General features: G+C 67.0%; 13 protein-coding genes. 9 read left to right on the forward strand and 4 right to left on the reverse strand.

Annotation, left to right across the window (positions count from 1 at the left end):
- Both ACTIF2_RS24720 and ACTIF2_RS24725 read right to left on the reverse strand, forming a co-directional pair.
- Positions 1–754, reverse strand: a 754-nt coding sequence (locus tag ACTIF2_RS24720; RefSeq protein WP_439499790.1) for a tripartite tricarboxylate transporter substrate-binding protein, incomplete at its 3' end; no start/stop codon positions are given.
- A 68-nt stretch (positions 755–822) separates the two neighbouring features.
- Positions 823–1,587: a GntR family transcriptional regulator gene (locus ACTIF2_RS24725; RefSeq protein ID WP_439499791.1), complete on the reverse strand. Its 765-nt coding sequence runs from the start codon at positions 1,585–1,587 to the stop codon at positions 823–825.
- 90 nt (positions 1,588–1,677) lie between these two features.
- Between ACTIF2_RS24725 and ACTIF2_RS24730 the strand changes: the two genes are divergently transcribed.
- From ACTIF2_RS24730 to ACTIF2_RS24750, 5 genes are all read left to right on the forward strand, one after another.
- Entirely contained in the window at positions 1,678–1,965 is a 288-nt protein-coding gene (locus ACTIF2_RS24730) for a UxaA family hydrolase (protein ID WP_439499792.1), read from the forward strand.
- A 189-nt stretch (positions 1,966–2,154) separates the two neighbouring features.
- Positions 2,155–3,345 carry a UxaA family hydrolase gene (locus ACTIF2_RS24735; protein ID WP_439499837.1) on the forward strand — a complete coding sequence of 397 codons (1,191 nt, stop codon included), beginning with the start codon at positions 2,155–2,157 and terminating at the stop codon, positions 3,343–3,345.
- A gap of 94 nt (positions 3,346–3,439) precedes the next feature.
- Complete coding sequence (locus ACTIF2_RS24740) at positions 3,440–4,489, forward strand: YeiH family protein (RefSeq protein WP_439499793.1); 1,050 nt, start codon at positions 3,440–3,442, stop codon at positions 4,487–4,489.
- Between the two features lie 35 nt (positions 4,490–4,524).
- Positions 4,525–5,454: a hydroxyacid dehydrogenase gene (locus ACTIF2_RS24745; RefSeq protein WP_439499794.1), complete on the forward strand. Its 930-nt coding sequence runs from the start codon at positions 4,525–4,527 to the stop codon at positions 5,452–5,454.
- A complete protein-coding gene (locus tag ACTIF2_RS24750) occupies positions 5,451–6,416 on the forward strand; it encodes an Ldh family oxidoreductase (RefSeq protein ID WP_439499795.1) in 966 nt (321 codons plus the stop codon). The genes ACTIF2_RS24745 and ACTIF2_RS24750 overlap by 4 nt, the downstream gene beginning before the upstream one ends.
- A 111-nt stretch (positions 6,417–6,527) precedes the next feature.
- Here ACTIF2_RS24750 and ade read toward each other — a convergent pair whose 3' ends face one another.
- The gene (gene ade, locus ACTIF2_RS24755) at positions 6,528–8,228 is read right to left on the reverse strand and encodes an adenine deaminase (protein WP_439499796.1); all 1,701 of its coding nucleotides are present in this window, start codon (positions 8,226–8,228) and stop codon (positions 6,528–6,530) included.
- 122 nt (positions 8,229–8,350) lie between these two features.
- On the opposite strand from ade, the gene ACTIF2_RS24760 reads away from it, so the two are divergent.
- The 4 genes from ACTIF2_RS24760 (at position 8,351) to ACTIF2_RS24775 (ending at position 11,521) form a co-directional block, all read left to right on the forward strand.
- Entirely contained in the window at positions 8,351–9,049 is a 699-nt protein-coding gene (locus ACTIF2_RS24760) for a metal-dependent hydrolase (RefSeq protein ID WP_439499797.1), read from the forward strand.
- Between the two features lie 266 nt (positions 9,050–9,315).
- Positions 9,316–9,603 (forward strand): Asp-tRNA(Asn)/Glu-tRNA(Gln) amidotransferase subunit GatC, encoded by a 288-nt coding sequence (gene gatC / locus ACTIF2_RS24765; RefSeq protein WP_439499798.1) that lies wholly within the window; start codon positions 9,316–9,318, stop codon positions 9,601–9,603.
- A gap of 151 nt (positions 9,604–9,754) precedes the next feature.
- Entirely contained in the window at positions 9,755–11,269 is a 1,515-nt protein-coding gene (gene gatA, locus ACTIF2_RS24770) for an Asp-tRNA(Asn)/Glu-tRNA(Gln) amidotransferase subunit GatA (protein WP_439499799.1), read from the forward strand.
- 45 nt (positions 11,270–11,314) lie between these two features.
- Positions 11,315–11,521 carry a hypothetical protein gene (locus tag ACTIF2_RS24775; protein ID WP_439499800.1) on the forward strand — a complete coding sequence of 69 codons (207 nt, stop codon included), beginning with the start codon at positions 11,315–11,317 and terminating at the stop codon, positions 11,519–11,521.
- Positions 11,522–11,735: 214 nt separating this feature from the next.
- On the opposite strand, the gene ACTIF2_RS24780 is transcribed toward ACTIF2_RS24775, so the two are convergent.
- A complete protein-coding gene (locus tag ACTIF2_RS24780; RefSeq protein WP_439499801.1) occupies positions 11,736–14,921 on the reverse strand; it encodes an efflux RND transporter permease subunit in 3,186 nt (1,061 codons plus the stop codon).
- Positions 14,922–14,927: the final 6 nt, after the last annotated feature.

Raw genomic sequence — 14,927 nt, forward strand, 5'->3', positions numbered from 1 at the left:
GCCAGATCGTCATTTCGAGGTCGGTCCCGGCTTCCTTTGCCGTCGGCGTGTTGGGCAGCACGTCGAGCCGTCCTGTCGAGGTCACCGCATAGGCGCGGATCTTGTCGCCCTGGATCTGCGGCACGGCGGTCGTCGACTGGTCACACAGGACGTCGACCTGACCGGAGACCAGGTCGTTCATGGCAGGGCCCGTGCCGCGATAGGCCACTTGCGTGAACTTCACCCCGAGCGCCTGCGACAGCAGCACCGCGCAAAGATGCGCATTCGAGCCGATGCCGGCATGGGCGACCGTGAGCTTGTCGGCCTGGAGCTTGGCGAACGGGAAAAAGGCCTTGGCGTCCACCGGCGGCAGCGCGAGCTTGCCCGCGACCACCATCGGTCCGGTATTGACGAGGCCGATCGGCGCGAAGGCCGTCTGCGTGTCATAGCCCAGATTGCCGTAGAGCGAGGGTGCGGCCGCCAGCGCGAGATGGTGGATCAGCATCGTGTAGCCGTCTGGCTCGGCCGAGGCGAGGCGCTTGGCCCCGGCCGTGCCGCCGGCCCCGGCGACGTTCTCGACCAGCACCTGCTGGCCGAGCGTGCGCCCCATATGGTCGCCGAGAAGGCGCGCGATCACGTCGCTGGGCCCGCCGGCCGCAAAGGGCACGATCAGCGTGATCGGCTTCGTCGGATAGCCTTGCGCCGAGGCCGGGGCTGCGAGTCCCAGGGCCATAAGGCCGGCGAGTGCGAGGCGTCTTGTCGTCGTGGCAATCATTCATTTCCTCCGGATGTGACGAACCGCTCTGCGGCGGCTTGGTGTGGAAAGAGATCGCGGCCTGAACTTCAGCGCAGGTCGGACAGGTAATGCGCCTCCTCGGTCAGGCAGATGCTGAGGCGTCTCTCGACCGGCATGCCGTCGAGCGCCAGCGCCACGCGGTCGACCTGCAAGGCCGGCAGGCCGGCTGCGACGCCGAGCGCACGCGCGTCGCCGGGGTTGAGAGCGACGGCCTTCAGCCGTTCCCGCGCATGGGCGATGGTCACGCCATAGCGCCCGGCGAACAGGCTGTAGAGGTTGTTCGGGATCGGTCCGGTTTCGAGCCCCGGAAAAAGCTGCTGCGGCAGCGACAGCGTCTCGACGATCAGGGGCGTCGAATCGAGCGAGCGCAGGCGGCGAATGCGGATCACGGACGCGGCTTCGTCGAGATCGAGCGCGGCGCGCTCGGCGGCATCGGCGGTCCCCGTCGCGATGCTCAGCACCGCGCTGTCGGGAAAGCGGCGCTCGCCATGGTCCGGGACCAGCTTGAAGAACTGGAACAGGATGCGCCGTTCGTCATGCTCGGCGACGAAGGTGCCACGGCCCTGCCGCCGCACGACGAGATTCTCGGCTGCGAGCTCGTCCAGCGCCTTGCGCACGGTGCCCTGGCTGACGCCGATCTCGGCGGCGAGCTGGCTCTCGCTCGGCAGGCCTTCGCCGGGCGCCCAGACGCCATCGACGAGGCGGCGCACGAAGATCGCCTTCACCTGACGGTAGAGCGGCCGGAAGCCCAGGGGCTCGGCTTTCTCGATGCCATCCTGCCGGTCTGGAAATTCGAGCTTGTGCACACTCATATGTCTTATATAAGACTTGGCGGAGCGCAGGTCGAGCCCGATTTTCGCAAGGGCAGTCTCGGCACTTCGCCAGTTCGAAGGAGGTCAGAAATGAGCAAGCCCCACCTCTTGGTGCATGAGCAGAAGGACACGGTCGGCGTCGTCGTGGTCGAAGGCCTCAAGGCCGGGACCGACATGCTCGGCGTCGTCACCCATGACAATTCCGATTTCCGCCTGACCTCCAAGATGGACATTCCGATCGGCCACAAGGTCGCGCTCAAGGACATCAAGAAGGGCGACACGATCTGGAAATACGGCCAGGACATCGGCAAGGCGATCGCCGACGTGAAGAAGGGCGAGCACCTCCACGTCCACAACGCCAAGACCAAGCGCTGGTGAGTTCCCGCGTCTGAGGAAAACCGCGCAGCCGCCTGAAAAGAATCGGCAATGGGCTCCCGTCACCGGTCGAGCCCGCAACGGATCGAAGGAAACCCCATGTCATCCATCGTCGCCAATTTCGACCTCGTCAAAGGCAAGCTCGGCCGCGTCAGGGGCCGCAAGATCGAGGCGCCCGAATTCAAGGCGCCGATGGTCAAGCGCCCGACCGGCCGCAGCCTCGATTCCTTCTATGGCTGGCGTCGCGAGAATGACCGCGTCGGCGTGCGCAACCATGTGCTGTTACTGCCGCTCGACGACCTTTCCAACGCCGCCTGCGAGGCCGTCGCCAACAACATCAAGGGCACGCTGGCGATCCCGCATGCCTATGGCCGCCTGCAGTTCGGCGAGGATCTCGACATCCATTTCCGTACCCTGATCGGCACGGGCGCAAACCCCAACGTCGCCGCCGTCGTGGTGATCGGCATCGAGGATGGCTGGACCAAGCGCGTCGTCGACGGCATCGCCAAGACCGGCAAGCCGGTCGTCGGCTTCGGCATCGAGGGCCATGGCGACATCGCGACCATCGCGAAGGCCTCCTATGTCGCGAAGGAATTCGTGCAGTGGTCGACCGAGCTGCAGCGGGTGAAATGCGGCATCGAGGAGCTCTGGGTCTCGACCAAATGCGGTGAATCCGACACCACCACCGGCCTGTCCTCCTGCCCGACCGTCGGCAACATGTACGACAAGTGGATCCCGCGCGGCGTCTATGGCGTCTTCGGCGAGACCTCCGAGATCACCGGCGCCGAGCATCTCTGCAAGGCGCGGGCAGTGACGCCCGAGCTCGGCGAGCGCTGGTACAAGATGTGGAAGGCCTATCAGGACGACGTCATCGAGGCCCACAAGACCGACGACCTCTCCGACAGCCAGCCGACCAAGGGCAACATCGCCGGCGGCCTGACCACGATCGAGGAGAAGGCGCTCGGCAATCTCGAGAAGATCGGCCGGGACTGCAAGTTCATCGACATCCTCGAGCCGGCCGAGGCGCCGGCCAAGGGACCGGGCCTCTATTACATGGACACCTCCTCGGCTGCGGCCGAATGCGTGACCCTGATGGCGGCTGGCGGCTATGTCGTGCACACCTTCCCGACCGGGCAGGGCAACGTCATCGGCAACCCGATCGTCCCCGTGATCAAGATCACCGGCAATCCCAAGACGATGCGGACCATGCCGGAGCATATCGACGTCGACGTCTCCGGCATCCTGCGCCGCGACCTGACGATTCCGCAGGCCGGCGATGCGCTGATCCAGAATATCGTGCGCACCGCCAATGGGCGTATGACGGCTTCCGAAGCGCTCGGCCATCGCGAATTCTCGATGACCAAGCTCTACCGCTCGGCCTGACGAGCGACTAAACGAGCCCTGCGAGCGGGTCCCCGCTCGCAGCTTTCCTTTGCCGACCGTCGATTCTCGGCCGACCCGAGCCCGGAGCGCGTTCTTGTCCGTCGCGACATCTTCCTCGCTGAGCGCCTGGCGCCCGTTCCTCGACGGGATCCTGCTCTCCGCCGCCGTCGCCATTGCCGCTGCGCTCGCCGAGCCGTTCCTGAAATCGCTCGGCGGCGGGCAGGTCAGCGTGCCCGCCGTCGTGATCGCGCTGGTGATCGGCATGCTGCTGCATCCGCTCGCCAATGCGGCGCGGTTCGAGCCTGGCATGACCTTTTGCGTCAAGAAGTTGTTGCGCTGGGCGATTGCGCTGCTCGGCCTGCGCGTCGCGCTTGGCGACATCGTCGCGCTCGGCCTGACGACCGCGCTCCTTGTCGTCCTGGCCATGGCCGTGACCGTGGTCTCGGGTTTCGCGCTGGCCCGCCTGCTCGGGCGCGAGCGCGGCTTCGGCGCGCTCGGCGGCGTCGCCACGGCCGTCTGCGGCGCTTCCGCCGCGCTGGCGACGGCGAGCGTGCTGCCGGACTATCGCAACAAGGCGGCCGATGTCGCCTTCGCCGTCATCGCCATGAACGCGCTCTCGACGCTGGCGATGCTGGCCTATCCGCTGATCTGCGTCTGGCTCGGACTGAATGCGACCCAGACCGGCATCATGCTGGGCGCGACCATTCACGATGTCGCGCAGGTCGTCGGGGCCGGTCAGTCAGTGTCGGACGACGTCGCCAACGCCGCGGTGATCGTCAAGCTCTTTCGCGTCTTCCTGCTGCTGCCGGCCGTGCTGCTGGTCGGCTGGTGGATGGTGCGCGAGGGCGGGCATGCCAGCGATGCGAAAGTGCCGGTGCCGGTCTTCGCTTTCGTCTTCCTCGCATTGTGCCTGCTCAACAGCGTGCTCGCGACGCAGCCGGCGCTGGCCGGGATCTATCTCCCGTTGCGCTCGGCCTTGCTGGAAGCCTCGCGCTGGGGTCTCTTGGTGGCGATCGCCGCACTCGGCCTCGGCACCTCGATCGCCTCGATGGCGCGGCTCGGCTGGCGGCATCTCGTGCTCGTGACGGGGACGAGCCTCGTCATTCTCGGCGTTGTGACCGGTGGCCTCCTGGCCCTGGGCTGAGCGGCGGCCAAGCAGGAAAGCCAAGCGGAAAAGCCATGACCGACATCGTCATCACCGAATTCATGGACGAGGCGGCGGTCGCGGCCCTCAAGGCCCGCTATACGGTCCATCACGACCCCGAGCTGTTCGGCAAGCCGGAAGAGCTTGCGGCGCTCGTCGCCGACGTGCCGGCTCTGATCGTGCGCAACCAGACGCAGGTGAGGGGCGCGCTTCTCTCTGGGGCGAAGCGCCTCAAGGTCGTCGGCCGGCTCGGCGTCGGGCTCGACAATATCGACATGGAGGCTTGTGCGGCCCGCGAGATCAAGGTTTTCCCGGCGACCGGGGCCAATTCGCTCTCGGTGGTCGAATATGTCATTTGCAGCGCCATGGTGCTGCTGCGCGGCGCCTATTTCGCCAATGCCGCGATGCTGGCCGGCGAGTTCCCCAAGACGAAGCTGATCGGGCGCGAGATCGCCGGCAAGCGCCTCGGCCTGGTCGGTTTCGGGTCGATCGCGCGCGACGCGGCGCAGCATGCGCGCGTCCTGGGGATGAGCATCGCGGCCTATGATCCCTATGTCCCGGCGGATGATCCGGCCTGGCAGACCGTCGAGCGGCTCGAGCTGGACGCCCTGTTGTCGACCTCGGATGTGATCAGCATCCATTTGCCGCTGACGCCGGACACCAAGGGGCTGATCGGCGCGAAGGCTTTTGCCCGGATGAAGCCGGACGCCGTGCTGGTCAATGCCGCCCGCGGCGGCGTCATGGACGAGGCGGCGCTGGTCGCCGCGCTGAAGGGCGGCAAGCTCGCCGGCGCCGCGCTCGACGTCTTCGAGGAGGAGCCGCTGCGTGGCGGCGCAAAACTCTTCGCCGGCACGCCGAACCTGATCCTGACGCCGCATATCGCCGGCAACACGGTCGAATCGAACGGCCGCGTCTCCGGCCTCGTCGCCGAACGCGTCATCGCTGCCCTGGAGGGCCGCTCATGAGCCGCCTGTCGCTGGAGGAAGCCGAGGCGAAGATCGCCGATCTGTTCGCGGCCGCCGGCGCCTCGCCGGCCAATGCCGCCTCCGTCGCCTGGGCGCTGGTCATGGCCGAGGCGGACGGGCTGAAGGGCCATGGTCTCTCGCGCGTGCCGACCTATCTCGCCATGCTGCGCTCCGGCAAGATCGACGGGCAGGCGGTGCCGATCGCGCGCCGTCCGAAGCCCGGTGTGCTGGCAATCGACGCCGGCCATGGCTTTGCCTATCCCGCCATCGATCTCGCCGTGAGCGAGTTGCCCGAATTCGCGCGCGAGCAGGGCGTCATGGCGGCCCCGATCCGGCGCTCCAACCATTGCGGCGCCGCCGGCCTGCATGTCGAGCGCCTGGCCGAGCAGGGGCTGGTCGCCATGCTCTTCGCCAACACGCCCGGCGCGATCGCGCCCTGGGGCGGCTCGAAGCCGGTCTTCGGCACCAATCCCATCGCCTTCGCCGCGCCGCTGGCCGGTCGCGAGCCGATCGTCATCGACATGGCGCTGAGCAAGGTCGCGCGCGGCCCGATCGTCGCCGCCAAGCAGAAGGGCGAGGCGATCCCCGAGGGCTGGGCGCTCGATGTCCATGGCAAGCCGACCACCGATGCCGCTGCCGCGCTCGCCGGCACCATGGTCCCGCTCGGCGACGCCAAGGGCGCGACGCTGGCGATGATGGTCGAGATCCTCGCTGCTGCGCTGGTCGGCACGCATTTCGGCTTCCAGGCCTCCTCCTTCCTCGACGACAAGGGAGGCCCGCCCGATACCGGCCAGCTCATCCTCGCCATCGACCCAGGCAGCATGGGCGGAAACTGGTTCGGCGAGCGCATGAAGCTGCTCGCCCATGCCATCGAGGATCAGGAGGGCACGCGCCTGCCGGGCGTCAGGCGCTTGAATCTGCGTGCGAAGGCCAAGGCCGAAGGGATTGAGGTCGATTTCTGAGACAAGCCGTCATGCTCGGGCTTGACCCGAGCATCTCCTGCAGGATTGGGCGTCAGTAAGCGCCATCTCGTCGTGAGATTCTCGGGTCAAGCCCGAGAATGACGGCGAAACTCAGACGAAATCGAACCGGTCGACATCGACCAGCCCCTTGTCGGTGATCTTGAGATGCGGGATCACCGGCAGGGTCAGGAAGGCGACCTGCAGGAACGGCTCGGCCAGCACCACGCCGAGCGCCTTCGCTGCCGCCCGCAGGCCCTCCAGCCCGTGCCGCACGGCCTCGAACGGTTCTTCGCTCATCAGCCCGGCGACGGGCAGCGCCAGTTCCGCCGTGACCTTGCCAGCATCGGCGACCGCGAAGCCGCCGCCGAGCGCGATCAGCCGGTTCGCCGCCGCCGCCATCGAGGCCTCGTCGACGCCGACGACGCAGAGATTGTGGCTGTCATGGCCGACGGAGGAGGCGATGGCGCCGCGCTGCATCCCGAAACCGTGGACGAAGCCGGTCGCGATGCCGTTGCCCTTGCCGTGCCGCTCGATCACCGTGACCTTGACCGCATCCTGCGCCAGATCGGGCAGGGCCTGGCCATCGCGCGAGGGCAGGGCCATGCTCAGCCGCTCGGTGATGATGCGGCCCGGCACGACGCCGATAACCGGCGTTTCGCCGGCTCGGGCTGCCACCTCGAAATCCGTTTCCGTCAGCGTGCGGCTCTTGACGCTGCCGAGTCCCACCGGCGCAACCGGCTTGCGATCTGCGAACAGGGCGTCCGCGACCAACCGGCCGCCGGCGAAGACATGACTGACCCGGCATTCCGCCAAATCCTCGACCAGCACGATATCAGCGCGCTTGCCCGGCCCGATGAAGCCGCGATCGAACAGACCGAAATTGCGCGCTGCCGACAATGTCGCGACGCGATAGGTCGCGAGCACATCCGCGCCTTCCGCGATCGCGGTGCGGATCATGAAATCGAGATGGCCTTCCTCGGCGATGTCGAGCGGGTTGCGGTCGTCGGTGCAGAAGGCGAGGAAGGGCGAGGCGTCGCGGGTGATCAGCGGGATCAGCGCATGCAGGTCCTTCGAGACCGAGCCCTCGCGGATCAGGATCGCCATGCCCTTGGCAAGTTTTTCGCGAGCCTCCTCGGCTGTCGTCGTCTCGTGATCGGTGCGGATGCCGGCCGCGAGATAGCCGTTCAGGTCCATCCCGCGCACCAGCGGGGCGTGGCCGTCGATATGGCGTTGCGAGAAGGCTTCGAGCTTGGCCAGGCAGCCAGGGTCGCGGTTCAGCAGACCGGGGAAGTTCATGAACTCGGCCAGCCCGATCACCTTCGGGTGGTCCATCAGCGGCGTCAGGTCGCCGGCATCCAGCCGCGCGCCCGCCGTCTCCAGATGCGTCGCCGGCACGCAGCTCGAGAGCTGGACGCGCAGGTCCATCCGCATTGCCTCGGCGCAACGCAGGAAATAGGCGATCCCCTCGATGCCCAGCACATTGGCGATCTCATGCGGATCGCAGATCGCAGTGGTGACGCCATGCGGCAGCACGCAGCGCTCGAATTCGAGCGGCGTGACCAGCGACGATTCGACATGGAGATGCGTGTCGATGAAGCCGGGCACGGCGATCAGCCCGCTGGCGTCGAAGCTCTCCGAACCCTCGTAGCGGCCATGCGTGCCGACGATCGTGTCGCCGCAGAGTGCGATATCGCCCTCGACCAGCGCGCCGGTGACGAGGTCGAGCAGCCGCGCCCCGCGAATGACGAGATCGGCCGGCGCGTCGCCACGCCCCTGGGCGATGCGGCGGGAAAGCGTGGCTGCATCTGTCATGACGTCACTCCGGCCCTGAATCGTTGGGTGAGCCTGCACGCGCCTCCCGGCAAAGTCGACTTGGTGTCGCCGCCGAACCGGCCTAGATAGGCGCGGCCCGCCGCCCTGCTGGAGACCCTGCAATGAAACTCACCTGGTTCGGCCAATCCGCCTTCCGCCTCGATCTCGACGGCGCCGCGCTGCTGATCGACCCGTTCTTCACCGGCAATCCCGCCTTCGAGGGCAATGCCGGCGAGATCACCAAGGGCATCAGCCATATCGTCGTCACCCATGGCCATGGCGATCATATCGGCGACACGCTCTCGATCGCCGAGGCGACGGGCGCAACCGTCATCAGCAATTATGACCTGTGCATGTACCTCGCCACCAAGGGTTTGCAGAAATTCGAGCCGATGAACACCGGCGGCACGATCGATCTCGGCGCCTTCTCGGTGACGCTGGTCCGGGCCGATCATTCGGCCGGGCTGGTCGAGGCCGGCGTCGGCTTCCCGCTCGGCAGCGCCAATGGCGCGATCATCAAGGCCAAGGGTGAAAAAACGCTCTGGCACATGGGCGATACCGACATCTTCAGCGACATGGCCCTGCTCAGCGAGCTCCATGGCGTCGAGATCTGCATCTGCCCGATCGGCGACCGCTTCACCATGGGCGGCAAGACGGCGGCGCTGGCGATGACGCGCTTCGTCAAGCCGAAGGTCGCGATCCCCTGCCATTACGGCTCCTTCCCGATCATCGACCAGACGCCGGACGCCTTCGTCGCGGCGCTGAAGGGCGGCCAGGTGCAGGTCGTGGTGCCGAAGAAGGGCGAAGCGGTCGAGCTTTGACGTAGCCGAATAAAGCGCGGGGAACCCTCTCCTGGAAGGAGAGGGCAGGGTGAGGTGTAGGCCGTTCGACCAGTTCGGTGAGCGCTCACCGGCGGTCGGGTTCAGGCTTGCGATTCCCCTCCCGAACACCTCACCCCTACCCCTCTCCTTCCAGGAGAGGGGATCCCGCGCTTGGCTTATGGCGTGTTGCGGGCTGGCCCCGCGCGCCGTATAGCCCGTGACCACAAATCGTGTTCACCAGCGCCGCGAAGTTCCAGGAGTCCGCCATGTCGGTCGATCTCGCCACCGTCAAGCGCGTCGCGCATCTTGCGCGCATCGCCGTGCCGGAGACCGAGCTGCCCAAGCTGCAAGGCGAGCTCAACGCCATTCTCGGCTTCGTCGAGCAGTTGAACGAGGTCGATGTCGAGGGCGTCGAGCCGATGACATCGGTCATGCCGATGGCGATGAAGCAGCGCGAGGATGTCGTCACCGATGGCGAGATCGCCGACAGGATCGTCGCCAATGCGCCGGCCTCCGACGACGATTTCTTCGTGGTGCCGAAAGTGGTCGAATAGTCGCCTCGTCTTTTCGTGCGCTGGCCGTCATTGCGAGCGCAGCGAAGCAATCCAGAAGGGCTCGCGCCGTCCCCCTGGATTGCTTCGTCGCTTCGTTTCTCGCAATGACGACCGACGTTCTGCCCGATCGTACAACTCCCGGAATCACCTCGTGACCGATCTCACCCGCCTGACCTTGACCGAAGCCCGCGACGGGCTGAAGGCGAAGCGCTTTTCCGCGACCGAGCTCGCCAGGACCCATATCGCTGCCATCGAGCAGGCGCGCGCGCTCAACGCCTTCGTGCTCGAGACGCCGGACCACGCGCTGAAACAGGCGGCTGCCTCCGATGCCAAGCTGGCGAAAGGCGAGGGCGGTCCGCTCGAAGGCCTGCCGCTCGGCATCAAGGATCTCTTCGCCACGGAGGGCGTGCGCACCACCGCTTGCTCAAAAATCCTCGGCGATTTCGTGCCGGCTTATGAATCGACGGTGACGAGCCAGCTCTGGCGCGACGGCGCGGTCATGCTCGGCAAGCTCAACAATGACGAATTCGCCATGGGCTCGTCGAACGAGACCAGCGCCTTCGGCACGGTCGTCAATCCCTGGCGGCGCCGCGGCTCGAATGTCGGGGCAGGGGCGGCGGGCGCCATCGAGGGCAATCATCTCGTGCCGGGCGGCTCGTCCGGCGGTTCGGCTGCGGCCGTCGCAGCCGGTCTTTGCCTCGCGGCGACGGCGACCGACACGGGCGGCTCGATCCGCCAGCCCGCCGCCTTCACTGGCACGGTCGGGATCAAGCCGACCTATGGCCGCTGCTCGCGCTGGGGCACGGTCGCCTTCGCCTCCTCGCTCGATCAGGCCGGTCCGATCGCCAAGACGGTGCGTGACGCCGCCGTAATGCTGCGCGCCATGGCGGGCCACGACCCGAAGGACGCGACCTCCGTCGACCGCGCCGTTCCTGATTACGAGGCGGCTGTCGGCCGTTCGGTGAAGGGCATGAAGATCGGCATCCCCAGGGAGTATCGGCTCGACGGCATGTCGCCGGAGATCGAGGCGCTCTGGCAGCAGGGCATCGCTTGGCTGAAGGATGCCGGCGCCGAGATCGTCGACATCTCGCTGCCGCACACCAAATACGCCCTGCCGGCCTATTACATCGTCGCGCCGGCCGAGGCCTCCTCCAATCTCGCCCGCTATGACGGCGTCCGCTACGGCCTGCGCGTGCCGGGCCGCGACATCGTCGAGATGTACGAGAAGACCCGCGCCGCCGGTTTCGGCGCCGAGGTCAAGCGCCGCGTGATGATCGGCACCTATGTGCTCTCGGCCGGCTATTACGACGCCTATTACCTCAGGGCGCAGAAGGTCCGCACCCTGATCAAGCGCGATTTCGAGCTGGCCTATGCCGACGGCATCGACGCGGTGCTGACCCCGGCGACGCCGTCCGCCGCTTTCGGCATCGGCGAGAAGGGCTCGTCCGATCCGGTCGAGATGTATCTCAACGACGTCTTCACCGTGACCGTGAACATGGCCGGCCTGCCGGGCATTGCGGTTCCGGCCGGCGTCGACCGCCAGGGCCTGCCGCTTGGCCTGCAGCTCATCGGCCGCGCCTTCGACGAGGAGACGCTGTTCGCCGTCGGGCAGGTCATCGAGGACGCCGCCGGCCGCTTCACGGTCGGCGAGAAATGGTGGGCCTAAGCGCCTCTCTTCTCCCGCAGGGGTAGAAGGGGTTAAGCTCGCGGCATGATCTTCAGCCGCGCCATGGCCTGGGCCTGCCTGACATTCCTGCAATGGGCGCTCGGGCTGGTGGCCGTTCTCCTGATCCTGCTCGTCGTCGTGCAGCAGATGCGCGGCGATATCGGCGCGCAGCCCCAGGCCAATCTGATCGGCGCCGTCGTGGCCGCCGGGCTCGCCCTGGCCTGCCGCGCGCTGGCACGCAAGTTCGCATAGCCTCCGTTGATCCAGACGGACCAGGTCATCCCGGCCGGAGCGAAGCGCAGAGCCGGGATCCATGCCTGACCCGTTCCGGCATGGATCCCGGGTCTCCCTCCGGTCGCCCGGGATGACGTAGCGCTTCGATATGAATGCCCAGGACTTTTCAGCACATAAAAAACCCCGCCCGGCCGATGAGGCGGGGCGGGGTCATTTTCGTCTGGCGGCGGGTTCAGTGCGTCGCCGGATGCGCATCCTTGGCGGGGGCCGGCTTCTTCCGCTCGAACAGCCCGGCAAGCCAGCGCACCACCACGTAGAACACCGGCGTGAACAGCAGGCCGAACAGTGTCACGCCGATCATGCCGGAGAACACCGCGACGCCGAGCACCTGGCGCATCTCCGCACCTGCGCCGACCGAGATCGTCAAAGGCAGCACGCCGAGGATGAAGGCCATCGAGGTCATCAGGATCGGCCGCAGCCGGGTCTTCGCGGCGGCGACCGCCGCTTCGCGCCGGCTCATGCCCTCGTCCTCGGCCTGCTTGGCGAACTCGACGATCAGGATCGCGTTCTTGGCGGCGAGGCCGACAAGGACGACGAGGCCGATATCGACCAGCACGTTGCGGTCGAAGCCCTGGTAGCCGACGCCGACCATCGCCGCGAGAATACACATCGGCACGATCAGGATGACGGCGAGCGGCAAGGTCCAGCTCTCGTACAGCGCCGCCAGCAGCAGGAAGACGAAGACGACGGCGAGGCCGAAGGCGATGATCGCGGTGTTGCCGGCGAGCTTCTCCTGCAGCGCGATCTCCGTCCATTCGAAGCCGAATCCGGCCGGCAGCACCTGGCTCGCGATCTTCTCGACAGCCGCGATGCCCTGGCCGGTCGAATAGCCGCGCGCCATCGAAAGCTGCACCTCGGCTGCCGGATAGAGATTGTAGCGCGGCACCCGGTAGGCGCCCGTCGTGTCGGAGAAGGTCGCGACCGAGCCGATCGGCACCATCTCGCCATCGGCATTGCGCGTCTTCAGCGCGGCGACGTCGCGGATGTCGAGCCGGTATGGATTGTCGGCCTGCGCCGTCACCCGGAAGGTCCGGCCAAGGATGTTGAAATCGTTGACATAGGCCGAGCCCATATAGACCGACAGGGTCTCGAACACGCGGGTCACGGGCACGCCGAGCATTTCGGCCTTGGTCCGGTCGATATCGGCGAAGATCTGCGGCGTCTTGGTGGAGAACAGCGTGAAGGGCTGCTGGATGCCCGGAGACTGGGCCGCCGTTCCGGCCACGGCCCAGGTCGCCCCCTCGAGCGCCGCGAGGCCGCGCCCGCCGCGATCCTGGACATAGCCCTTGAGACCGCCGCCGGTGCCGATGCCGGGAACGGCCGGGGGCTCGACCACCAGGGCGAAGGCCTCGCCGATCTGGCCGAGCTGGGCGCGCAGGTCGTTGAGGATGCTCTGGGTGGTGAGGCCGGCCTTGGCCCGCTCCCTGAAGTCGCTGAGGGTGACGAAGGCGACGCCGGAATTGGGCGCCAGCGTGAAGGTCGCGCCGTCGAGGCCGGCGAAGGCAACGGCGTGGGCGACACCGGGTCGTGCCAGCAGCAAGTCGGTCGCCTTGCGGACGACCTCGTCGGTTCGCTGCAGCGACGAGCCGGCAGGCAGCTGGAAGACCGCGATGAAGTAGCCGCGGTCGAGCTGCGGCACCAGACCCGTCGGAATAGCGGCGAGGCGCTGGCCGGCGACCGCGATCAGGGCAGCGTAGACCAGCAGCATGATGACGCCGAAGCGGATCAGCCGCGAGGTCGCCGCGCCATAGCTGCGCGAGAGCCAGTCGAAAGCCTTGTTGAAATATTTGAAGAACCAGCGGAACGGCGCGCCGAGCGCCGCTGCGAAGCCCTTCGGCTTCTCGTGGCTGTGCGGCTTCAGCAGGATCGCCGACAGGGCCGGCGACAAGGTCAGCGAGACAAAGCACGAGATCGCCGTCGAGGCCGCGATCGTCACCGCGAACTGCTGGTAGAACGTGCCCTGCAGGCCGCTGATGAAGGCGGTCGGGATGAACACCGCGCAGAGCACGAGCGCGATCGCGAGCAGGGCGCCGCCGACCTCGTCCATCGTCTTGTGCGCTGCGTCCTTGGCGTTCATGCCCTGGGCGAGATAGCGCTCCACGTTCTCGACCACGACGATCGCGTCGTCGACGACGATGCCGATCGCGAGCACCAGCGCCAGCAGCGAGATCGTGTTGAAGGAGATTCCGACCGCACTCATCACCAGGAAGGTGCCGACCAGCGAGACCGGGATCGCGACGATCGGGATGATGGCCGCGCGCCAGGTCTGCAGGAAGAGGATCACGACGAAGACGACGAGCGCGACCGCCTCGAACAGCGTCGTGACCACGGCGGAGACGGATTCCGCGATGAACTCCGTCGGGTTGTAGACGATCCTGTACTCGACGCCGGCCGGGAACTCCTTCGACAGCGTCTCCATCGTCTTGATAAGGGCCTCGGAGGCCGCCAGCGCGTTCGAGCCCGGACGCTGGAAGACGCCGATCGCGACCGCTTCCCGATTGTCCAGGTAGGAGTTGGACAGATAGTCCTGCGCGCCGAGCTCGACGCGGGCGACGTCGCGGACGCGGATGGTGCCGCCATCCGCATCCGAGCGGACGACGATGTTGTAGAACTCCTCGATATTGGTGAGGCGTCCCTGCGTGTTGACCGAAAGCTGGAAGGCGCCGTCCGATTTCGCCGGCGGCTGGTTGATCGCGCCCGCCGCGACCTGGATGTTGGCGGCGCGGATCGCGGCGACGACGTCGCCGGCGGTCAGGTCGCGCGCCGCGACTTTGGCCGGGTCGAGCCAGACCCGCATCGAGTAATCGCGCGCGCCGAAGACCTGCACGTCGCCGACGCCGTCGACGCGGGTCAGCACGTCCTTCACGTTGAGCGTCGTGTAGTTCGAGACATATTGCTGGTCGCGCGAGCCGTCGGGCGACAGCATGTGGATGACCATCAGGAAGTCGGGCGAGGCCTTGCGGACCTGGAGGCCGAGCGTGCGCACGTCCTGCGGCAGGCGCGGCTCGGCCGCCGAGACGCGGTTCTGCACCAGCACCTGGGCCTGGTCGACATCGGTGCCGGCCTTGAAGACGACGCTGATCGTGACGCGCCCGTCGCCGGTCGATTGCGACGAGATATAGAGCATGTCGTCGACGCCGTTGACCTCCTGCTCGATCGGCGCGGCAACCGTCGAGGCTACCACTTCGGCCGAGGCGCCGGGATAGGTCGCGGTGATCGTGACGGTCGGCGGTGCGATCTCGGGATATTCGGCGATCGGCAGCGCGCGCATGGTGATGGCGCCCGCGATCGTCAGCAGCACCGAAAGCACGGTGGCGAAGATCGGCCTGTCGATGAAGAAATGCGCAAAGCGAAACATTGTCTG

It is taken from the genome of Allobosea sp., from assembly GCF_051860145.1.
GTDB lineage: Bacteria > Pseudomonadota > Alphaproteobacteria > Rhizobiales > Beijerinckiaceae > Allobosea.

Bases quoted from the DNA above. Each gene is read 5' to 3' on its own strand.
- ACTIF2_RS24775 (WP_439499800.1), top strand. From the start codon at position 11,315: ATGATCTTCAGCCGCGCCATGGCCTGGGCCTGCCTGACATTCCTGCAA.
- ACTIF2_RS24780 (WP_439499801.1), bottom strand. From the start codon at position 14,921: ATGTTTCGCTTTGCGCATTTCTTCATCGACAGGCCGATCTTCGCCACC.
- ACTIF2_RS24750 (WP_439499795.1), top strand. From the start codon at position 5,451: ATGAGCCGCCTGTCGCTGGAGGAAGCCGAGGCGAAGATCGCCGATCTG.
- ACTIF2_RS24745 (WP_439499794.1), top strand. From the start codon at position 4,525: ATGACCGACATCGTCATCACCGAATTCATGGACGAGGCGGCGGTCGCG.
- ACTIF2_RS24735 (WP_439499837.1), top strand. From the start codon at position 2,155: ATGGTCAAGCGCCCGACCGGCCGCAGCCTCGATTCCTTCTATGGCTGG.
- ACTIF2_RS24725 (WP_439499791.1), bottom strand. From the start codon at position 1,587: ATGAGTGTGCACAAGCTCGAATTTCCAGACCGGCAGGATGGCATCGAG.
- gatC (WP_439499798.1), top strand. From the start codon at position 9,316: ATGTCGGTCGATCTCGCCACCGTCAAGCGCGTCGCGCATCTTGCGCGC.
- ade (WP_439499796.1), bottom strand. From the start codon at position 8,228: ATGACAGATGCAGCCACGCTTTCCCGCCGCATCGCCCAGGGGCGTGGC.
- ACTIF2_RS24760 (WP_439499797.1), top strand. From the start codon at position 8,351: ATGAAACTCACCTGGTTCGGCCAATCCGCCTTCCGCCTCGATCTCGAC.
- ACTIF2_RS24730 (WP_439499792.1), top strand. From the start codon at position 1,678: ATGAGCAAGCCCCACCTCTTGGTGCATGAGCAGAAGGACACGGTCGGC.